Source organism: Azospirillum thermophilum (assembly GCF_003130795.1).
GTDB classification, from domain to species: Bacteria; Pseudomonadota; Alphaproteobacteria; order Azospirillales; family Azospirillaceae; genus Azospirillum; species Azospirillum thermophilum.
Window position 1 is genome coordinate 1140202 of the sequence record NZ_CP029353.1, and the last position, 19678, is coordinate 1159879.

Below are 19678 nucleotides of genomic sequence, written 5' to 3' on the forward strand. Positions count from 1 at the left end.
GACACTCCCGGTCAGGGTTCGGCGGATCAGCTCTCGTCGTCCCGCTCGGCGATCACGATGCCGGTCGCGGCGTCCGGCCGGTCGGTGATCAGCCAGCAGTGGTTGTTGCCGTCCACCAGATGCAGGTCGAAGCGGGCGGCCTCGCGGAAGGGATCCTCGGCCATGACGGCGGCCTGGGTGCCGGTCACCGTCTTCAGGTCGGGGTTGGCGGCGCGCAGGGCCTTCACCACCTCGTCCAGCCGGTCGCCGGCGGCGAAGCGCGCGTCGGCGAGCGTCAGGATGGCGTCGATGCGGTCGGGGGACAGGGCCATGCCGGTCACTCCGCGCCGCGCTTCCTGGCGTCCACGGTGATCGGCAGCCGGGTGTCGGCCGGCATCTCCGGCATGTCGAGCGTCCAGCCGTTGGCCACCTTGACCCAGCCGCCCCACAGGCCCGGCTTCTCCATCTCGACGATGGGCTCCTCCAGGTCCTTCTTGGCGACGTAGACCGTGTATTGCTCGCCCGCCTTGCGCACCATCACCTTCATTCTTCGGTACTCCGTCTCGGTTGGGTTCGGGTCAGGCCGCCAGCCGCGCATGCAGGGCGGGCAGTTCGCCGAGCACGGCATCCACTTCGGACGCCGTGCTGTAGCGGCTGAGGGAGAAGCGCAGGCTGCCTGCCGCCTGCGCCGGCGACAGGCCCATGGCGGTCAGGACATGGCTCGGCTCGTTGCCGCCGCTGGCGCAGGCGGCGCCCATCGACACGGCGATGCCGGCGCGGTCCAGCCGCGTCAGCAACTCCTCGGCGTCGACCGGCCGGCCCTGCGGATCGGCGAAGCGGATGGAGGAGGTGTTGGGCAGCCGCGCGGCCGGCACGCCGGCCGGGGAGGCGCCATTGACCCGCGCCCCGGGCCAGCGGGCGAGGATCCCGCGCTCCAGCCGGTCGCGCAGCCCGGCGACGGCACCCGCTCCCGACAGCGCGGCGCCGGCCAGCCGGGCGGCGGCGCCGAAGCCGACGATCGCCGGCACATTCTCGGTCCCGCCGCGCCGGCCGCGCTCCTGATGGCCGTGGATCAGCGGCAGGAAGGGCGCGCCCTTGCGGATGTAGAGCGCGCCGATGCCCTTGGGCCCATGCATCTTGTGGGCGGACAGCGTCAGGAAATCGACGCCCGCGACCTCCACCGGCACCCGGCCGGCCGCCTGCACGGCGTCGCTGTGGAACAGCGCGCCGTTCTGCCGGGCGATGGCCGCGGCGGCGCCGACCGGCATCAGGACGCCGGTCTCGTTGTTCGCCCACATCATGGAGACCAGCGCCGTCTCCGGCGTCACCGCGGCGGCGAGGTCGACCAGCGACGGCACCCCGGCGCCGTTGACCGGCAGCACGGTGACGCGCCAGCCGCGGTCGCGCAGGTCGGCGAACAGCATCAGGGTGGCGGGATGCTCGACCGCCGTGGTCACGAGATGGCAGCGCCGCGGGTCCCGTTCCTCCAGCGCGCGCAGGCTGCCGAGGATGGCGGTATGGGTCGCCTCGGTGGCGCTGCCGGTGAAGAGGATCTCGGCCGGCCGGGCGCCGATCAGTCCGGCGACCTGTCCGCGCGCCTCGCCCACAGCGCGCCGGGCGGCCATCCCGCCGCTGTGCGGGCTGGAGGGGTTGGCGAACTCGCCGAACAGGCAGGGGAACATGGCCTCCCGCACCTCGGGCGCAAGCGCCGTCGTCGCGTTGTTGTCGAGATAGATGGTCATGGTCGCACCCTCCCGGCCGCCCGCTCAATCCATGACGCCGGGCACGCCGCGGCGGGAGCCGTCGGCCGGGGCGATCTCCTCCTCCAGGCAGCCGACCACGGTGCCGCCGGGAAACTCCACGAGATAGACCGGCATGCCGTTCTCCTCCGCCCGGCCGACGCGGACGATGCGGCCGGGGGTGCCGCGCGGCGCCAGCAGCGCACCCGCCGGGACCATGGGATGGCTGCCGTCGTTGAACAGGTCGTCCTGCGCCGCCACGGTCAGCCCCCAGTCGTAGAGCGGCTCGCGGGGCGGAATGAAACCGGACTTGGCGGGGAGGGCGGCTTCGGTCATCGCGGGGGCTCCTGGCGGGGGTGGGGAGGGGGGCGGGGCAAAGGCGGCGGACGCTATTGCGGGTCGTTGCAGGTGGCGTCGATCAGCTCCAGCTCCTTGGCGCGCATGCCGACGACGACGCGCTTCTCGTAGAAGTCCACGGCATAGATGTAATACATCTGCAGGTAGGTCCCGACCGAGATGACATAGCCGACGTCGCCCTGACGGATCAGGAAGTCGCCGGTCGGCCGGCCGGGATAGGTGCCGTCGTTGCGCACATCGCGCAGCGCCCGCACCTTGTGGCCCTGGTCGAAGACCGGCGGGCCGGCCAGTTCCACGCTGTCGCTGGGTCGCGGGCGCGCTCTCGCATGGTGCTGGTCCCCCTTCAGTCGGTCGGCAGGTCGGTGGCGAGGCCGGCGGCGACGCCCGTGCGGCGCTGGCGGGCGACGGCGCGGACGTCCTCCACCGGGTCGTCGAGCAGCGGGTCGAGATCCTCCAGCGCGGCGCGGCTGGCGACGGCGTAGCGGACGCACCAGTCGGCGTCGCGAGCCAGCGGCGAGAGCTTTTCCGCCGGCAGCCGCTGGGCGACCACGAGGCGGACGCGGTTGCTGTCGTCCCATGCCATGCTCATCAGCCAGTCGAGCCCGATGCGGCGCGCCACCTCCAGCCGGACCTCGCCGTCCTCGTCATGCATCATGGCGGGCAGCATCCCTTCCGGCGCGCGGCGGGCGACGCGCAGGCGGACGCCGTAGTCGGGGTCGCGCATCAGCGGGGCGAGGTCGGCATCCTCCAGCCGGGTGGCGACGGCGATGCGCACCTCGCGCTCGGGATCGGAGCGCAGCTTCAGCAGCAGCCGGCGCGGCAGGCGGCGGGCGAGCGCGGTGCGCACCGTCTCGTCCGGATCCTCCATCAGCCGGGGGATCAGGAAGATCGGGGCGTGGCGCACCGCGTTGGTCCGCACCTCGAAATAGGGATGGTCGAGATGGTCGGCCGCGAGATCCGCGTTCCATTCGAAGAAGCGTTGGATGCGCTTGGCGTAACGGTCCTGGACGCAGGCGCGCAGCGGCTCGCAGCGCCCCTCGGCCAGCCGGTCGCGGTGGAGGCAGGCCCCGCAATCCACCGGACGGCCCAGCCAGTCCAGGGCGGAGGGGATGTCTTCGCTCATGCGTCTTCCTCCTCCTCGGTGTGGCGGTCGGCGACGGCGATCAGCCGCGCCGCGCCGAACCGGTCTTCGGGGTCGAGCCGGCGGACCGCCTCCAGCGCCTCCCGCCCCTCCCCGATCCGGCCGAGCCGCAGCAGCAGGTAGCCGACCGCGGTCAGGGCGGACAGGAACAGGCGCGGCGCCGGCTCCAGCCCGGTGAAGTCGACCCCGATGCGGCGGGCGGCGGCGGGCGTGACCGCCCGCCAGTCGGCGTGGTTCAGGCCGAGGGCGGCCATGGCATGGCCGACCATCCGCTCGCCATAGTCCAGCGCCTCGGCGAGGCGGGCCTTGTAGAAGAAGAACTTGTAGTGGCCGAGGTCGACCAGCCGGTGGCCGGGCGCGATCGCCGCGGCGCGGGCGAGGTGGGCGAGGGCGGCGTCGGCGTCGGCATGGCTGGCGGCCGCCAGATGCAGGCACCGTTCCGCCTCGGCCGGCAGGTCGCCGCCGTAATAGCGGCGGGCGAGCCAGCCCTCGTCCACCTCCTCCAGCATGGGCGCCGGCCGGAGGTCGTCAGGCCGGGACGCAGCAGTCGGCCGGGCAGACCGCGGCGCATTGCGGGGCGTCGAAATGGCCCTGGCATTCCGTGCATTTGACCGGGTCGATCACGTAGGTGCCCTTCTTGAAGCTGATGGCGATGTTCGGGCACTCGGCCTCGCAGGCGCCGCAGGCGGTGCAGTCGGAGGCTTTGATCTTGTAGGCCATGGTCGTTTCTCCTCTGGGGGCGTCGGTGGAGGGGGATGGGGGAAGGGATGGTCAGGCGCGCAGCGCGGTGAGGGCGCCGGTGCGGATGACCGCGTCCTGGCCGGCGCGGACGCTGACGGCGCCCCGGCTCAGGCGCCCGGCATAGTCCTTGAAGTAGGCCAGGGCGGATTCCTCGATGTACTCGAAGGCGAAGCGGTCGACCGGCTCGATGCCGGCGGCCTGCAGCGACTTGGACGGGCAGCCGCCGATCTTGGCGACGAGGACGGCGGTGCAGTCGTTGATGGCGGCCAGCACGCCGTCCAGCGCATCCTCGTCGCCCGAGCCGCCCTCGCAATACTGGTCGACGCGGCGGTGGCCGACGAAGGTGGCGCCCTGCGGCCCGACCTCGTAGATCTGGAACTCGCGGGCGTGGCCGAAATGCTCGTTGATGCGCTCGCCGCCCTTGGTGGCGACGGCGATCAGGATGGGGGCGGCCTGCGCGCCGACGCTGTCCTGCACCTCGGCTTTCGCGGCGGCCTTGGAGACGGCGCGGCCGGCGCGCTCCGCCTCGACATGCTCGCGGTAGCTGCGGCGCGCCTCGTCGTCGTAATCGACCTCGCCCATCGCCTCGATGCGGTCGATGGTGAACTCGGCGCCGCGGTCCTCGCCCAGCAGGCCGACCGCGTCGGCCCGGCACTGGCGGCAGTGGCGCATCAGCTTGGCGCCGCCCTCGCAGGCGTCCTGCACGACCTTCAGCTCCTGCGCGGTCGGGCCGCGCTGGCCGGTCAGGCCGAACTGCGTGCCGTGCGCCGGGTCGGAGATCAGCGGCATGATGTTGTGCAGGAAGGCGCCGCGCGCCTTCACCTGCCGGTTGACCTCCAGCAGATGCTCGTCGTTGATGCCGGGGATCATCACAGAGTTGACCTTCACCAGGATGCCGCGCGCGGTCAGCATCTCCAGCCCGAGCATCTGGCGCTCGTGCAGGATCTTCGCGGCGTCGAGCCCGGTCCAGCGCCGGTGGCCGTGGAAGATCCAGGGATAGATGTGCTGCCCGACCTCCGGATCGACCATGTTGATGGTGATGGTGACGTGGTCGATGTTGTACTGGGCGATCCGCTCGACATGGTCGGGCAGGGCGAGGCCGTTGGTCGACAGGCAGAGCTTCAGGTCCGGCGCCTTCTTCTGCAACTGCTCGAAGGTCGCGAAGGTGTTCCGGCCGCCGGCGGCCAGGCTGTCGCCGGGGCCGGCGATGCCGATGACGGAGAGCTGCGGGATCTCCTTCGCCACCGCCAGGATCTTGCGGATCGCCTGGTCGGGGGTCAGCTTCTCGGAGACCACGCCGGGCCGGCTCTCGTTCGAGCAATCGTACTTGCGGTTGCAGTAGTTGCACTGGATGTTGCAGGCCGGCGCCACCGCCACATGCATGCGGGCGAAGTAGTGGTGCGCCTCCTCCGAGTAGCAGGGGTGGTTCTTGACCTTCTCCCACACCTCCGGCGCCATGTCGGCCGGCCCGTCGGACGAGCCGCAGGAGGACGAGGAGCAGCCGGACGCCGCGGAGGCCGGCGGTGCCGTGTCGGGCGCCTTCAGCTCACCCAGGCCCAGGATGCCGTCGAGGGAAATCACATTGTCCATCGTCCACTCCTTCCCTGCCGCGCCCGAGGCGCTGTCGGTCAGCCGGATAGAAGCAAGGAGCGGGCCAGTCCGGTAGATGGTTAAATATCAATGGCTTGCTGGAGATTGTCGGCCCCGGCCCGGCTGTCGTCATTGCGACAAAGCCGGCGCAGTGTCGGGTCTGCTACAGGCCGTGGCGACAGAACCCCGGAGGACCGGAGAGGTCGCGCAGGGCCTGGCAGGCCAGCGTCAGGGCCGGGTCGGCCGGCTGGCCCAGCCGGCGGGCGATGGCGAGGCGGACGACCAGGGGCGGGTCGAGCGGCCGGACGATCAGCGGCGCGCCGGCTTCGGCGACGAGGTCCGAGGTGACGACCGAGGCGCCCATGCCGGCCGCCACCATCGAGCGGATGGCGGCATAGCTCGCCAGCTCCATGATAGGGCGGGGCTGCACGCCGCCGCTTTCGAACCAGGCGGCGGTCAACTGGCCGAGCCGGCTCGGCCGCTGGTCGAGGATGAGGGGAAAGCGCGCGAGGTCCGCCGGGCTGACGCGCTCGGGCAGGCCGGCGGCGCCCGGCAGGTCGGCGGGCAGGATCGCCACCGCCGGCTGGTCGCGCAGCGGCTCGATCTCCAGCCCGTCCTCCGTCACCGGCAGGGTGACGACCGCAAGGTCGAAGTCGTTGTCGAGAAGGCGACGCACGATCTCGCCAGCCGTGCCGGTCGAGACGGTGATCTCCAGTCCCGGGAACCGCTCGCGCAGCCGCTTCAGCGCCGCCGGGAGCAGATGGGTCGCCACCGAGGTGCCGGAGCCGAGTCGCAGCCGGCCGAGCGAGCCGGTGCGGTGCCGCTCCATCGCCTCCAGCGCGGAGTCGATCTCCGCCAGGATGCGCCGGGCGCGGGTCAGCAGGGTCTGGCCGGCGGGGGTCGGCACCGCCTGCCGTCCCTCGCGGTCGAGCAGCCGGACGCCGAGGCGGGATTCGAGCTCGCGGATCTGCAGGCTGACCGCCGGCTGGGTGAGGTTCAACCGCCGTGCCGCCGCCTGGAAGCTGCCGCTCTCCACCACCGTCAGATAGCTGCGAAGCTGGTCGGGGCTGAGGCTGCGCATGACGGACCCAAAGAAAACCTTATCGAAACTCAAGAAAGTCAAATTTGCCTTATGGTTCGGCTGCCGACAAGCTGCCTTCCGGACAAGGACGGGAGGCTTCGGTGGGCAGTGTCAGGAAGGCGACGGCGGCGGGCGGCTGGGGCTGGCTGGAGGCGGCGCTGGCGACGCTCGCGACATGGCGGGAGCGCAGCCGGCAGCGGCGGGCGCTGGGCGAGCTGGACGGCTTCCTGCTGCGCGACATTGGGGTATCGCCGGCCGATGCGCGGCGCGAGGCGGGGAAGAGCTTCTGGGAGCGGTAGGGCCGCGGCTCAGGCCAGTTCGCCGCGGAAGCTGACGACATGGTCCTGCGCGGGGTCGAGCGCCTCCGCCCCCAGCCCGATCAGGCCGCTGCCGACCAGCTTGGTCGAATCGCGGCGCAGCACCACCGGCGGCGCGTCGCCGCTGCGGATGAAGGTGCCGTTGGTCGAATGGTCGGTGAGGATGAAGCTCTCGCGGCTGAAGTCGATCACCGCATGCTGGCGCGAGGTGCGGCGCGAGGCGATGCGCAGGCCGCTGGTCTCCTCCCGCCCGATCGCGACGCGCGGCAGCGCGCGGTTCAGCACCACCTCCTGCCCGCGGTAGGACAGGTGCAGCGTCACCAGCGTTCCCGGCACGAGGTCGTGCGAGAAGCCGAGCGTGGTGCTCTCCTGCGCCTCCTCCCTCTCCTCGAACTCGCGGAGCTGGTGGACGCGGATCGGGTTGGACTTGCCCTTCACCGTGACGTTGTTCAGCGGCTTGGTCTTGCGCAGCAGCGGCGGCGACAGCCGGCCGACCAGCGCGTCGGTCGCCAGGATCTCGCCCGGCCGGGCGATCTGCTCGACCCGGGCGGCGACGTTGCAGGCATCGCCGTAAAGATCGCCTTCGCCCGAGATCACCGGGCCGAAATGGATGCCGACCCGCAGCCGCAGCCCGAAATCGCGCTGGGCGGCGATCATGGTGAGCGCCGCGCGGGCCGCCTCGTCGGGGACGGGGAAGGCCACCAGCAGGCCGTCGCCCAGGCTCTTGATGACGGCGCCGCCGCTCGTCTCGGTGATCAGCCGGAGATGGGCCAGCACCTTCTGCGTCAGGGCGGCGGCGGTCGCGTTGCCGGCCCGCTCGTACAGCATGGTGCTGTCGACGATATCGACGAACAACAGGGCGAGTGGCTTTTCCAGGTCGGGCAAAGGCCGGGTCCGGTGCAGCGTGGAGTATGCGTTCCTAGGAGTACCACAACTGGCGCCGCGCCGCGACCGGACTTAGAACTTCTTGATTTCGATATTGTATTTGCGCAGCGCGTAGCTCACCTGCCGGGTGGTCATGCCCAGCAGCCGGGCGGCCTTGGCCTGCACCCAGCCGGTGCGCTCCATCGCCCAGACCAGCCGTTCGCGCAAGGGGGCGGAGTCCGGATCGTCCAGCATGCCGGCCGCGGCAGCGCCGCCGCCCGCGGGTGACGCGACCGGGTCCGGCGCCGCGGGGGCCGGGTGGCGCACCGTCTCTTCCGGCGCCGGCTTCGGCTGGGGCAGGGGGCGATGGCGGCGGGGGAGATCGGCTCCGCCGCACCGCAGTTGGGGCCGGCCCGGCCGAACAGCCCGACGCGCAGGCCGGCCAGCCGCCGCCCGCCGGGGCGGGGGCCGGCGCCGGCAGCGTCGCGGCCGGCGCGCGCGGAGCGGGTGCGGCGGGGGCGCCGGGCGGAGCCGATCCCGGCCCCATCGAGGGGGCCAAGCCGCCGACCGCCGATCCCATGGTGCGGTACTGGAACAGGATCGACGAGTTGCAGAGGTTCATCGAGCAGGAGAGGTCCGGCACGCGGATCACCCCGTCGCGGCACTGGGTCGCCGCCCGCTCCACACAGTTCTCCAGCTCGCGCACGTTGCCGGGCCAGGTGCAGCGGTTGAGGACGTCCAGCGCCTCCTGGTCGATCGTCAGCGACAGTCCGTTGTCCTTGGCGAACTTCGCGACGAAATGGCGGGCCAGCACGGCGATGTCGCCGCGCCGCTCGCGCAGCGGCGGCAGGTGGATGGTGACGACGTTGATGCGGAAATAGAGGTCGGCGCGGAACTTCCCGTGGCCGACCGCCTCCTCCAGGTTCAGGTTGGTGGCGCAGATCAGCCGCACGTCGGTCTTGATCGTCTTGGTGCCGCCGATGCGCTCGAACTCCTGCTCCTGCAGGACGCGCAGCAGCTTGGCCTGGAAGTTGGAGGAGATGTCGCCGATCTCGTCGAGGAACAGCGTGCCGCCCGACGCCAGCTCGAACCGGCCCTTGTGGTCCTTCTGCGCCCCGGTGAAGGCGCCCTTCTCGTGGCCGAACAGCTCGGATTCGAGAAGCGATTCGGGCAGCGCGGCGCAGTTCACCCGGATGAAGGGGCGTCCTTGCGCGGCGACAGGTTGTGGATGGCCCGCGCGATCAGCTCCTTGCCGGTGCCGCTCTCGCCGCGGATCAGGACGGTGGACTTGAAGGGGGCGACGCGGTGGACCTGGGCCAGCACCTCCACCATGTTGGGGCTGCTGCAGACCACGTCGTTGATCGGGGCGGTGATCGGGCGCAGTTCCTTCTGGACGCGGAAGGTCTCGCGCATCATGAAGCGCCGCTCCTCCGCCACCGTGCGGTGCAGCCGCACCGTCTGGCCGATCAGGTTGGCCACCATGGTCAGGAAGCGGACGTCGCTGCCGAAATGGCCGCTCGGCCCGTCGTCGGAGATGCGGTCGATGGTCAGGACGCCGACCACGGCGCCCGCCGCCTTGATCGGCACGCCGACCAGCGAGGCCACCTGCTCGTCCAGGTCGTCGCGGCCGCCGGAGCGGTTGAGGAACAGCGGCTCCTCCGCCAAGTTGGGCACGACCACCGGCATGCCGGTCTTCAGGATGCGGCCGGTGATCCCCTCGCCCTCGTTCACGACCATCGTCTGGGCGACCGCCTCGGTCGACAGGCCGTTGGCGGCGACCAGCCGCAGGACGTTGTCCTCGCCCAGCAGGTAGATGCGGCCCCGGTGCATCTGGAGCTGGTAGGCCAGCGCCCGCAGCACCTCGCGCAGCGTCTGATGCAGGTCGAGGGACGAGCCGAGGATCTTGCTGACCTCGTAGATCGTCAGCAGTTCCAGGTTGGACGTGGACGAGCGTGCAGCGGCACCCGGCATGACGACACCCCTTGCTGTCGCTGGGGCCCTGTCCGCGGCGCGCTTCGGGTCGGGCGCGGTCGCGTCGAAGGTCCCGGCAGTGGCGCCTCGAACCATTCCTCCGGCGGGCGATGCGGCGCTTCTTCTCCCGGCGCCGACCTTGCGTCCCATTGTCGCAACGGAGGCCCGAACGGAGCCTCGACAGTCGCTTCTGGAGGAAAGTGTCCGCAACAACGACGGGAAAGGCAAGCCTTTTCGGATAGAAATTTTGCGCTGCACAATGACGAAAGGAGGAGCGGACGGGGCGGAACGCCATCCGATGGCGGAGCGGCGGCGGCAACGCCACCACTGGCGATGTTGCGGATTTCATGTTAATAACTAACCGGTCAGTTATCAGTCCGGCCGGCCTCCAGGCCGGCGAGATCAGGGGGCGCCCGCGCCATGCCCGACGAACCGCATCCGTTGCACGAGCCCGCGCCGCGCTGGCGCCGCCGGAAGGAGGCGCGGCCGCAGGAGATCGTCGCCGCCGCCATGGACGTCTTCGCCGAGCGGGGCTTCGCCGCCGCGAAGCTGGACGAGGTGGCGGGCCGCGCCGGGGTGAGCAAGGGCACGCTCTATCTCTACTTCCCGAACAAGGAAGAGCTGTTCAAGGCGGTGATCCGGGCCGCCATCCTGCCCAACCTGGAGGAGGCGGAGCGGATGCTGGCGGCGGACGACGGGCCGTCCTTCGCCCTGCTGGAGCGTCTGCTGACCATGGTGGCGGAGCGGGTGCTGACCACCCGGATCGCCGTGGTGCCCAAGCTGGTGATCGCCGAGGCCGGCAACTTCCCGGAGCTCGCCGCCTTCTACCACCGCGAGGTGATCAGCCGGGGCTTCGCCCTGCTGGCCGGGCTGCTGCGCCGCGGGATCGCGCGCGGCGAGTTCCGCCCGGTGGAGGTGGAGCACACGGTGCGGCTGATCGTGGCGCCCCTGCTGTTCGGCGCCATCTGGCGCTCGTCCTTCGAGGCGGCGGTGGAAGGCGGGCCGCTCGACCTGCGGGGCCTCGTCGCCGCCCACCTGGATCACCTGCGCCGCGCCCTGCGGCCGGAGGGAGGACCGTCATGAGCGGATGGACGGACTGGCTGGGGGCCGTACTGCTGGCGTTCGGTCTCGGCGGACCCTCCGGCCCGCCGGTCGCCCACGGTTATGTGGAGGGGGAGTATCTGCGCATCGCCGCGCCGGTCGCCGGCACGCTGGACCGGCTGGCGGTGGCGCGCGGCCAGCGGGTGGCGCCGGGCGCGCCGCTCTTCGCCATCGACCGGACCAGCGCGCTGGCCGAGCGCGAGCGGCTGGCCGCGGCGCTGGCCCAGGCCCGCGCCCAGCTCGCCGACCTCGCCACCGGCAAGCGGCCGGAGGAGGTGGCGGTCATCGCCGCCCAGAAGGCCCAGGCGGAGGCGGCGCTGCGCTATTCCTCGGCGGAGCTGGAGCGGCAGGCGACGCTGGTGGCGCGCAAGGTCAGCTCGCCCGACAAGCTGGATTCGGCCCGCGCCGCCCACGACCGCGACCGGGCGCGGCTGGCCGAGCTGCAGGCGCAGCTTTCCGTCGCGGCGCTGGCGGCGCGGCGGGAGCAGATCCGCGCGGCGCAGGAGGGGGTGGCCCAGGCGCAGGCCGCCCTGGCGCAGGCCGAGCGGCGGCTGGAGGAGATGGCGCCCTTCGCCCCCGCCGAGGCGCTGGTGGAGGACACGCTCTACAATCCCGGCGAATGGGTTCCCGCCGGCTCGCCGGTCGTCTCGCTGCTGCCGCCGGAGCGGGTGAAGCTGGTGGCCTTCGTTCCGGAGCCGCTGCTGGGCCGCGCCGGCCCCGGCGCCACGCTGCGGGTGCGCTGCGACGGCTGCCCGGAGCGGCTGAGCGGCCGGGTGACCCGCGTCTCCTCGCGGGCCGAATACACGCCGCCGGTGATCTACAGCGTCGGCAGCCGCGAGAAGCTGGTCTTCCGCATCGAGCTCGCCCCCTCCGACCCGGTGCGGCTGCCTCCCGGCCTGCCGGTGGACGTGGAGCTCGCGCCATGAGCGGGCCCCGGTCTCCCGCGATCGACGTCCGGGGCCTCGTCAAGCGCTTCGGCGACAAGACGGTGGTGGACGATTTCTCCATCCGCGTGGAGACAGGGCAGATCTACGGCTTCCTCGGCCCCAACGGGTCGGGCAAGACGACGACGATCCGCATGCTCTGCGGCCTGCTGACCCCCGATGCCGGGGAGGGGCGCTGCCTCGGCCTGGACATCCGGACCGAGAGCGCCGCGATCAAGCGGCAGGTCGGCTACATGACCCAGAAGTTCAGCTTCTGGGAGGATCTGAGCATCGCCGAGAACCTCGACTTCGTCGCCCGGGTGTATGGCCTGCCGGAGCGGCGTCGCCGCGTCGCCGCGGCGCTCGACCGGCTCGGGCTCGCCAGCCGGCGGGCGCAGTTGGCCGGGGCGCTGTCGGGCGGCTGGAAGCAGCGGCTGGCGCTGGCCGCCTGCATCCTGCACGAGCCGAAGCTTCTGCTGCTCGACGAACCGACGGCGGGGGTCGATCCCAAGGCGCGGCGGGAGTTCTGGGACGAGATCCACCGGCTGGCCGCCGACGGGCTGACCGTGCTGGTCAGCACCCATTACATGGACGAGGCGGAACGCTGCCACGAGATCGCCTATCTCGCCTACGGCAAGCTGATGGCCCAGGGACCGGTCGAGGCGGTGATCCGGCGCTCGGGCCTGCACACGCGGACGATCGCGGCCGAGGGGGCCGACCTGGGCCATGCCGCCGCGGATCTGCGCGGCCGTCCCGGCGTCGGGATGGTGGCGGTCTTCGGCAGCCGGCTGCACGTCAGCGGGACCGATCCGCAGGCGCTGGACCGGACCCTGGCCCAGGCGCTGGACCGCTGGACCGCCGGGGCGGGCATCCGGATCGAACGGTCGGAGCCCACCCTGGAGGACGTCTTCATCCACCTGATGAGCCGCAGCACGGACAACATGCGATGACCGCGCCGCGACCCATCGGACGGGGATCACTCGATGTTGGCGGAGGTGACGCCGGTGTTCTTGTTCCAGCGCAGGGTCACCTTGCTGATCTGGCAGAGGTTCAGATCCTCCCAGATCGCCGATTCGCCGTCGTCGTAGACGACCTTCATGTCCCACTTGCAGGTCTTCTCGGCCTTGGCGAAGGAGACCTCGAAGTACTCGCTGTCGTTCAGGACGTCGCGGCCCAGGATGTCCTCGTCCCAGCTGTTGTTGTTCGCCTCGGACACGTAGATGTGCTTCAGCGCATAGCCGGTCTTGTTGACGATGGTGAAGTCCTGGGCACCGGCCCAGGCGGCACCGGCGGACAGCAGGACGGCAGCGGCGGCAATGGTGCTCTTGGCGAAGGTCGAAATCACAGGTCGTCTCCGGACGGCGGGTTCGTAATAACCAAGAGAGAAAGGCGAGGAAATCGGCAGGAGTCAAATCCAGTATTTCGATCACACAGTAACATAGATAGACCCTTAACATGCTTTCCCGGGAAATGCCGTTGTTTCATTTCAGTAATTAACCAACAATTCTGCGCAGCGGGAGGTCCGCCATGACCCGTTTCTCGCCGTCCCGCTTCGTGGCGGTGCTGGTCAAGGAGTTCATCCAGATGCGGCGGGACCGGCTGACCTTCGCCATGATGGTGGCCGTGCCGATCCTGCAGCTCATCCTGTTCGGCTATGCCATCAACTCCGACCCGAAGCGGCTGCCGACCGCGGTGCTGGCGGCGGACTCCGGCCCCTTCACCCGCACGCTGCTGGCGGCGCTCGGCAACTCCGGCTACTTCGACCTGCGCCGCGTCGCCACGGGGGAGGAGGAGCTGGACCGCTGGCTGGCGGAAGGGGAGGTGCAGTTCGCCGTCACCATCCCCGCCGGATTCTCGCGCGCGCTGCAGCGGGGCGAACGGCCGGTCCTGCTGGTGGAGGCGGACGCCACCGATCCCGCGGCGACCAGCAACGCGCTCGGCGCCCTGGCCACCATCGCGCGCCAGTCGCTCGACCCGGAGCTGACCGGGCCACTGGCGGGGTTGCGCGCCTCGCCCGACCCGGTGGAGTTGCGCATCCACCGCCGCTACAACCCGGAAGGCATCACCCAGTACAACGTCGTGCCGGGGCTGATGGGCGTGGTGCTGACCATGACCATGGTGATGATGACCGCCCTGGCGATGACGCGCGAGCGCGAGCGCGGCACGATGGAGAATCTGCTGGCCATGCCGGTGCGCCCGTTCGAGGTGATGCTGGGCAAGATCGTGCCCTTCATCCTGGTCGGCTATGTCCAGGTGCTGCTGATCATGCTGGCGGCCTGGCTGCTGTTCGGCGTGCCGATCCTCGGCAGCCTTCTTCTGCTGTCGTTCGTGCTGATCCTGTTCATCGCGGCCAATCTGGCGGTGGGGTTCACCTTCTCCACCGTGGCGAAGAACCAGCTCCAGGCCATGCAGATGTCGTTCTTCTTCTTTCTGCCGTCCTTGCTGCTGTCGGGCTTCATGTTCCCGTTCCGCGGCATGCCGGGCTGGGCGCAACTGGTGGGCGAGCTGCTGCCGTTGACGCATTTCCTGCGCATCGTGCGGGGCATCCTGCTGAAAGGAAACGGGCTTTCGGAGATCGCCGGGGAGATCGCGCCGCTGCTGATCTTCCTGGCCGTCGTAACGGTCGTTGCGCTGAAGCGGTACAGGCAGACCCTCGATTGAGACCAATACTCGATCGAATGCCACCCAATTCTCCACCATTCCTTAACTCCCGCCAGAGTAAACCTCGATCGTGACGCAATGGGGCTGCGGTGGGGGACGTGATGCGCCGGCTTTGGCATGGGGTGTTCGTGGCCGTCGGCGTGCTGGCCTGTCTGGCCGGCGGGGCCGAGGCGAAGGAGAAGAAGAAGGTCAAGCGGGCCCCCCAGGCGACGAGCATCGCGTGGAGCCAGGTATCCGGCCCCTCCCTCGGGCCGGCGCAGTCGATCGGCGGCTATGCCGCGGGCTGCATCGCCGGGGCGCAGGCCCTGCCGCCGGAGGGGACGGGCTATCAGGTCATCCGCCTGTCGCGCCAGCGCAACTACGGCCATCCGGCGCTCAACGAGTTCCTCAAGGAGTTCGGCCGCAAGGTCGCGACGGCCGGGCTCGGCACCGCCCTGATCGGCGACATGGGCCAGGCGCGCGGCGGTCCGATGAGCTTCGGCCATGCCAGCCACCAGATCGGGCTCGACGCCGACGTGTGGCTGCGGCTCGACCTGCCGCCGATGGGGCGCGCGGGGCGCGAGCGGCTGGAGGAGATCAAGTATGTCGACTATGACCGGATGCGCGTGACGGAGGACTGGTCGGACAGGCAGGCCCGCATGATCCAGATCGCCGCCAGCGACCGGCGGGTCGCCCGCATCTTCGTCAATCCGGCGATCAAGCTCGCCATGTGCCGCCACGGCTGGGCCGACCGCTCCTTCCTGCAGAAGCTGCGCCCCTGGCACGGTCATGACGGCCACATGCACATCCGCCTCGACTGCCAGCCGGGCAGCCCGCTGTGCGAGGAGCAGGCCGCGCTGCCCGACGGCGACGGCTGCGGCGAGGAGCTGGAGTCCTGGCTCGACCGGGCCGTCCCGGCGGTGGAGCGGCCGGTGCCGGCGCGGCCGACCCCGCGCGCCGTGACCCTGCCGGCCGCCTGCCAGCCGGTCCTGCGCGCCGCCGGCACGCGCATCGCCTCGCTGCCGCCGGAGCCGGCATCACCCCTGCGTTGAGAGAGCAACAAATTTTTCTTTGCGCGTACAATTCGCACACGCTTAACATGCTGGCGGCGGACCACGCGGAGAGGGCGAATGCACGCGGGCCGATCGCCAAACGGGAGGGAGGCCGCGGTGATGCGGCGCCCTGTCGCCGGATGGCCGGCCACCGTGGTGTCGTTCGGTCATCGGGGCAGGCACGACAGGCATGACGGACAAGAGCGAGACCGGGAGCCTCTCCCTGAAGACGCGGCTCTACGCGTGGTGGGAAGGCTATGACCTCTCCGGCATGCGCAGCCGGCACAAGGCGGAGGACCCGGACGGGGACCGCCACGACCAGCCGCAGCACCCGCAGCCGGCGCCGGGCATCGACCGCTGGGGCAAGCCCCTGTGGACCGCGACCCGCATCGAGGTGGCGGAGAAGCTGTGGGGCGAGGGATTCAATACGCCCGGCGGGTCCGACCACATCCCCTATCTGGTGAAGCCGCTGGGGCTGAACCCGGCGATGAGCGTGCTCGACCTGTCGGCCGGGCTGGGCGGCACCAGCCGGACCATGGCGGGCAAATACGGCTGCTGGGTCACCGGGCTGGAAGCGTCGGAGCTGCTGGCCAAGGAGGCGATGATCCGCTCCTTCAAGGTGGGGCTGGAGAAGAAGGCGGCGATCGAGACATATGATCCCGAGCATTTCTCTTGGTCCAAGCGGGTGGACGCCGTCGTCTACAAGGAGGGGATGTTCACCGTCCGCGACAAGGAGCAGATGTTCGACGGGATCGAGATGGCGCTGAAGCCGCGCGGCCATCTGCTGATCACCGACTATACGGTCGAGCCGGACAGGCTGGAGAGCAAGGCTGTCCAGTCCTGGATCGCCAAGGATCCGCTGGAGCCGCATCCCTGGCCGAAGGACCGCATGGCGGCCGCCTTCGCCCAGCGCAACCTCGACCTGCGCATCACCGAGGACATCACCGACACCCACCGCAACCTGATCCTGACCGCCATCCAGGGCCTGGTCGGGCATCTGGAGAAGCACCACATGGACCAGCAGACCAAGCTGGCCGTGATGGACGAGGTGGAGCTGTGGGCGCGCCGCGTCGCGGCCATCGACGCCGGCATGCGGGTGTTCCGGTTCTATGCGCTGAAGCCGGCGGAATAGCCTCCCGCAAAAAAATCGTCACGGGATGCATTTTTCCTCTTGAGCATCAGCGCCAGCCCGGCTATTAGAACGGCCCGCGTGAAGCGAAGTAAAACGAAGATCGCGGGACGCGCTTGTGGCGGAATTGGTAGACGCGCTAGTTTCAGGTACTAGTGACCGCAGGTCGTGGGGGTTCGAGTCCCTCCAAGCGCACCATTATGGGGCCATAGCTCAGCTGGGAGAGCGCTACAATGGCATTGTAGAGGTCAGGAGTTCGATCCTCCTTGGCTCCACCAAGTTTCTCCGGGGCTAAAGCGGAAACGCTTTAGCCCCGTTGCTTTTCAGGCCAATGCTTGGCCGCCGCCCGCCGGGGTCAGCCGGGAAGGGCCGCCTCGACGCCAGCCGGAGTTGCCGGACGGCGGGGAACCAGCAGGTTCGCGACCATCGTCATCACCACCTCGTCCTTCTGGTTGAAGGTGACCGTCCGGATGCGGGCGACGCCGCTGTCCGGCCGCTTGCCGGACTCGCGCAGTTCCAGCACCTCGCTCTCGATGCGCAGCCGGTCGCCGGGACGGGTGGGGCGGGGCCAGCTCACCGATTCGACACCGAGCCCGATATAGCCGCCGGCCAGCCGCGTCTCGCCATCGACGATCATCCGCATGGTCAGCGCCGCGGTGTGCCAGCCGCTGGCCGCCAGACCGCCGAACAGGCTGTCGCGCGCCGCATCCTCGTCCAGGTGGAAGGGCTGCGGGTCGTAGTTGCCGGCGAAGGCGACGATCTCGTCGGCGGTGACGGTCCGGCTGCTGCTGCCGGCGAAGCGGTCGCCGACCTTCAGGTCCTCCAGGTAGCGCATGGTCCCCCGTTTCCTCCGTTTCGTCCGGCCGGTGCCGCCGGTGCCGCGTGCCGCCCGAGGCTGGACCGGCGCGGCTGGTGAGATTAAGTTAAAGACAGGTCTGTCTCATCTGTTGTCCTCGCAGAGGATAGAGACAGGTCTGTATCATTGTCAAGCCGGGTATGGGGATCGTCATGGTGGCAGAGGCGCGTGCGGAAGAGGCCCGCAAGCCGGCGCGGGAGCGGGTGCTGGACACCGCGGCGGAGCTGTTCTACCGCGAGGGTATCCGCGCCGTCGGGGTGGACACCATCATCGCCCGGTCCGGCGTGGCGAAGATGAGCCTCTACCGGAACTTCGCCTCGAAGGACGAGCTGGTCTGCGCCTATCTCGACCGGCTGCACCAGCAGTTGCTGGCGTGGTGGGAGAGGGTGACGGCGCGCCATCCCGGTGACCCGCGGGCACAGTTGAAGGGGCTGTTCGTCTCGCTCGGCCATTGGGTGGCCCATCCGCGCTTCGTCGGCTGCCCCTTCAGCAGCGCGATCAATGAACTGCGCGAGCCCGACAACCCGGGCCGCCTGCGGGCGCTCGGCGTCAAGCGGGAGGTGCTGGAGCGGCTGTCGCGGCTTGCGGCGGAGGCCGGGGCGGCGGAGCCGGACAAGCTGGCCCTGCAGCTCCAGATCCTGATGGAAGGGGCCTATACCGCCGGCCAGTCGCTGGGGCCGCAGGCTGGTCCGGCCATTGCGGCGGCCGGCGCCGCCCTGGTCGATACGGCGCTCGGCGGTGCGCAGGCCGACACCGGCGCCCGGGGCGGCCCGGCCGGCCGCTAGCGGCTTTGCCGGAAAGCACAAACGCCGCAGACCGGGGCCTGCGGCGCAAGAGTCGCGGTCGAAGGATCGGCTACTCGGCGGCGTCGACGCGCGCCCGGACGGGCTGGCTGCCGCGGTAGTCCTGCAGGCGGGTGGCGCGCAGGCCGCGCATCCCGTGGCTGTCGATCAGCCGCTGCCAGGACAGGAACTCCTCGACGGACAGGGTATAGCGGCGGCAAGCTTCCTCGAGGCTGATCAGCCCGGAACGGACTCCGGCCACCACCTCCGCCTTGCGGCGCATGACCCAACGCTTGGTGTCGGGCGGGGGAAGATCATGCTCGGTCAGGGGACGCCCGGCCGGGCCGATTACCGACGCTCCACCGGACGCCTCGTCGAGTTCGGATTCGCGTGACGACATGCGCGGACGCTCCACAATCGAACAGTGCATTCCACGATTTCGGGGTACCCTATTCCTCTCCCGCTTAACAAATGCCTAAACGATAGGGTTAACGACCTGTGCCCAAAATGAGCGCAGCCCCTGGAATTCCCGGCGCTTTTACCTGAGGCTCGGCCATATGCGAAGGGCCCCGGCGGGGGTGCCGGGGCCCATTCGGATAAGCGTCGGAGGGGGTAGCGGCGGCGGCCCGCCCGCCGGGTCAGTGCACCGTCATGATCTTGGACAGCGGCACCTCGGTGCTGCCGACGGTCAGGGTGGTCTCGCCGTCCTTGGTCTGGCTGACGCCCGCGACGGTGCCGAAGGTGTAGGTCTTCGCCTTGATGATCTGGTCCTCCTTCTCGCCGGTGGGGGCGATGTTCAGGCGGTAGCTGCCCGGAGGAACCGGCAAGCCATTGTCGTCCTTGAAGTCCCAGTTCACGATATGCTTGGTGCCGGCCGTCTTCTCGCCGGGGAAGGAGCGGACCTTGCGGCCGGCCGAGTCGAGGATGTCGACGCGCACCGACTTGGCGGCGGTCTCCAGCTCGTAGCCCAGCGGCGCCTGGGTCATCCCCTGGGCATAGTCGAACTGATCGCCTTCATAGCTGATCATGCGGCCGAGATAGGCGAGGTTGGTGGAGGCGGTCGAGGCTCCCTGCAGCTTCAGAAGCTTGTCCAGGCGGCTGTTGGTGCCGATGTTCTGCTCGACGTTGGCGAACTCGACCAGCTGCTTGGTCATCTCGTTCGTGTCCATCGGCTTCAGCGGGTCCTGGTTCTTCATCTGGGTGGTCAGCATCTTCAGAAAGGTCTCGAAATTGTCGCCGAGACCCTTCGTCGCGCTGGCGGTCTTCGCCTCTTCCGCCGTCTGGCTGCCGGTGCCCTTGGCGGCGCCGGTGGTGTTGGTCTTCGTGCTGGTGTTGGCGGCCGTGTTGGTCGTCTGGCCGCTGCCGGTGATCGTGGTGGTCATGGCGGAAGGTCCTGTCTTCTGAATTGCGGTGCG

At 70.1% G+C, this 19678-nt stretch carries 24 protein-coding genes, 2 tRNA genes and 1 pseudogene; 10 read left to right on the forward strand and 17 right to left on the reverse strand.

All coding sequences use genetic code 11. The annotated features are described in order from the left end of the window. Positions 1–26 precede the first annotated feature (26 nt). From DEW08_RS11485 to DEW08_RS11530, 10 genes are all read right to left on the reverse strand, one after another. On the reverse strand, positions 27–311 hold the full coding sequence (locus DEW08_RS11485; RefSeq protein ID WP_109329765.1) for a hypothetical protein: 285 nt from the start codon (positions 309–311) through the stop codon (positions 27–29). A 5-nt stretch (positions 312–316) separates the two neighbouring features. Further along, complete coding sequence (gene nifT / locus DEW08_RS11490) at positions 317–526, reverse strand: putative nitrogen fixation protein NifT (protein ID WP_109327237.1); 210 nt, start codon at positions 524–526, stop codon at positions 317–319. A gap of 31 nt (positions 527–557) precedes the next feature. Continuing rightward, a complete protein-coding gene (locus DEW08_RS11495) occupies positions 558–1721 on the reverse strand; it encodes a cysteine desulfurase family protein (RefSeq protein ID WP_109327238.1) in 1164 nt (387 codons plus the stop codon). A 24-nt stretch (positions 1722–1745) separates the two neighbouring features. After that, positions 1746–2054 (reverse strand): nitrogen fixation protein NifZ, encoded by a 309-nt coding sequence (locus tag DEW08_RS11500; protein ID WP_109327239.1) that lies wholly within the window; start codon positions 2052–2054, stop codon positions 1746–1748. A 53-nt stretch (positions 2055–2107) separates the two neighbouring features. Next, positions 2108–2371 (reverse strand): nitrogen fixation protein NifZ, encoded by a 264-nt coding sequence (locus DEW08_RS11505; RefSeq protein ID WP_245986587.1) that lies wholly within the window; start codon positions 2369–2371, stop codon positions 2108–2110. A gap of 47 nt (positions 2372–2418) precedes the next feature. Continuing rightward, positions 2419–3198 (reverse strand): 4Fe4S-binding leucine-rich repeat protein, encoded by a 780-nt coding sequence (locus DEW08_RS11510; protein WP_109327240.1) that lies wholly within the window; start codon positions 3196–3198, stop codon positions 2419–2421. Continuing rightward, positions 3195–3725 carry a hypothetical protein gene (locus DEW08_RS11515; RefSeq protein ID WP_109327251.1) on the reverse strand — a complete coding sequence of 177 codons (531 nt, stop codon included), beginning with the start codon at positions 3723–3725 and terminating at the stop codon, positions 3195–3197. The genes DEW08_RS11510 and DEW08_RS11515 overlap by 4 nt, the downstream gene beginning before the upstream one ends. 19 nt (positions 3726–3744) lie before the next feature. Beyond that, entirely contained in the window at positions 3745–3936 is a 192-nt protein-coding gene (locus DEW08_RS11520) for a 4Fe-4S dicluster domain-containing protein (RefSeq protein ID WP_109327252.1), read from the reverse strand. A 51-nt stretch (positions 3937–3987) separates the two neighbouring features. Beyond that, a complete protein-coding gene (gene nifB, locus DEW08_RS11525) occupies positions 3988–5547 on the reverse strand; it encodes a nitrogenase cofactor biosynthesis protein NifB (RefSeq protein WP_109327253.1) in 1560 nt (519 codons plus the stop codon). 163 nt (positions 5548–5710) lie between these two features. Further along, a complete protein-coding gene (locus tag DEW08_RS11530; protein ID WP_109327255.1) occupies positions 5711–6628 on the reverse strand; it encodes a LysR family transcriptional regulator in 918 nt (305 codons plus the stop codon). 101 nt (positions 6629–6729) lie between these two features. On the opposite strand from DEW08_RS11530, the gene DEW08_RS11535 reads away from it, so the two are divergent. Then, a complete protein-coding gene (locus DEW08_RS11535; RefSeq protein ID WP_245986588.1) occupies positions 6730–6927 on the forward strand; it encodes a DUF1127 domain-containing protein in 198 nt (65 codons plus the stop codon). 9 nt (positions 6928–6936) lie between these two features. Here the strand turns inward: DEW08_RS11535 and DEW08_RS11540 are convergent, their stop codons facing one another. From DEW08_RS11540 to DEW08_RS33770, 3 genes and pseudogenes are all read right to left on the reverse strand, one after another. Beyond that, the gene (locus DEW08_RS11540) at positions 6937–7830 is read right to left on the reverse strand and encodes an adenylate/guanylate cyclase domain-containing protein (protein WP_245986589.1); all 894 of its coding nucleotides are present in this window, start codon (positions 7828–7830) and stop codon (positions 6937–6939) included. Between the two features lie 72 nt (positions 7831–7902). Next, positions 7903–8064 (reverse strand): helix-turn-helix domain-containing protein, encoded by a 162-nt coding sequence (locus DEW08_RS33765; RefSeq protein ID WP_168220405.1) that lies wholly within the window; start codon positions 8062–8064, stop codon positions 7903–7905. A 396-nt stretch (positions 8065–8460) separates the two neighbouring features. Next, positions 8461–9930, reverse strand: a pseudogene (locus tag DEW08_RS33770) (sigma 54-interacting transcriptional regulator); the annotation flags it as partial. A 270-nt stretch (positions 9931–10200) separates the two neighbouring features. Between DEW08_RS33770 and DEW08_RS11550 the strand changes: the two are divergent. From DEW08_RS11550 to DEW08_RS11560, 3 genes are read left to right on the forward strand one after another with little or no spacing between them, the layout of a single operon-like run. Next, complete coding sequence (locus DEW08_RS11550) at positions 10201–10863, forward strand: TetR/AcrR family transcriptional regulator (protein ID WP_109327257.1); 663 nt, start codon at positions 10201–10203, stop codon at positions 10861–10863. Further along, positions 10860–11807, forward strand: coding sequence for an HlyD family secretion protein (locus DEW08_RS11555; protein ID WP_109327258.1), 948 nt, complete (start codon positions 10860–10862; stop codon positions 11805–11807). Before DEW08_RS11550 ends, DEW08_RS11555 begins: the two co-directional genes overlap by 4 nt. Continuing rightward, positions 11804–12754, forward strand: coding sequence for an ABC transporter ATP-binding protein (locus tag DEW08_RS11560; protein ID WP_109327260.1), 951 nt, complete (start codon positions 11804–11806; stop codon positions 12752–12754). Before DEW08_RS11555 ends, DEW08_RS11560 begins: the two co-directional genes overlap by 4 nt. A gap of 26 nt (positions 12755–12780) precedes the next feature. On the opposite strand, the gene DEW08_RS11565 is transcribed toward DEW08_RS11560, so the two are convergent. Continuing rightward, on the reverse strand, positions 12781–13149 hold the full coding sequence (locus DEW08_RS11565; protein WP_109327262.1) for a hypothetical protein: 369 nt from the start codon (positions 13147–13149) through the stop codon (positions 12781–12783). 182 nt (positions 13150–13331) lie between these two features. Between DEW08_RS11565 and DEW08_RS11570 the strand changes: the two genes are divergently transcribed. The 5 genes from DEW08_RS11570 (at position 13332) to DEW08_RS11590 (ending at position 16903) form a co-directional block, all read left to right on the forward strand. Then, positions 13332–14465 carry an ABC transporter permease gene (locus DEW08_RS11570; protein WP_109327264.1) on the forward strand — a complete coding sequence of 378 codons (1134 nt, stop codon included), beginning with the start codon at positions 13332–13334 and terminating at the stop codon, positions 14463–14465. A 101-nt stretch (positions 14466–14566) separates the two neighbouring features. After that, positions 14567–15496 (forward strand): penicillin-insensitive murein endopeptidase, encoded by a 930-nt coding sequence (mepA, locus tag DEW08_RS11575; protein WP_109327266.1) that lies wholly within the window; start codon positions 14567–14569, stop codon positions 15494–15496. Positions 15497–15686: 190 nt separating this feature from the next. Next, positions 15687–16628 carry an SAM-dependent methyltransferase gene (locus DEW08_RS11580; protein ID WP_109327268.1) on the forward strand — a complete coding sequence of 314 codons (942 nt, stop codon included), beginning with the start codon at positions 15687–15689 and terminating at the stop codon, positions 16626–16628. 109 nt (positions 16629–16737) lie between these two features. Beyond that, positions 16738–16823 (forward strand) — tRNA-Leu (locus DEW08_RS11585). A gap of 4 nt (positions 16824–16827) precedes the next feature. Next, positions 16828–16903 (forward strand) — tRNA-Ala (locus tag DEW08_RS11590). A 77-nt stretch (positions 16904–16980) separates the two neighbouring features. Here DEW08_RS11590 and DEW08_RS11595 read toward each other — a convergent pair. Further along, on the reverse strand, positions 16981–17460 hold the full coding sequence (locus DEW08_RS11595; protein WP_109327270.1) for a MaoC family dehydratase: 480 nt from the start codon (positions 17458–17460) through the stop codon (positions 16981–16983). A 173-nt stretch (positions 17461–17633) separates the two neighbouring features. On the opposite strand from DEW08_RS11595, the gene DEW08_RS11600 reads away from it, so the two are divergent. Beyond that, the gene (locus DEW08_RS11600; protein WP_109329771.1) at positions 17634–18266 is read left to right on the forward strand and encodes a TetR/AcrR family transcriptional regulator; all 633 of its coding nucleotides are present in this window, start codon (positions 17634–17636) and stop codon (positions 18264–18266) included. Between the two features lie 70 nt (positions 18267–18336). On the opposite strand, the gene sciP is transcribed toward DEW08_RS11600, so the two are convergent. Continuing rightward, entirely contained in the window at positions 18337–18663 is a 327-nt protein-coding gene (gene sciP / locus DEW08_RS11605; protein ID WP_109327272.1) for a CtrA inhibitor SciP, read from the reverse strand. A 238-nt stretch (positions 18664–18901) separates the two neighbouring features. Beyond that, on the reverse strand, positions 18902–19645 hold the full coding sequence (locus tag DEW08_RS11610) for a flagellar hook assembly protein FlgD (RefSeq protein ID WP_109327274.1): 744 nt from the start codon (positions 19643–19645) through the stop codon (positions 18902–18904). Positions 19646–19678 lie beyond the last annotated feature (33 nt).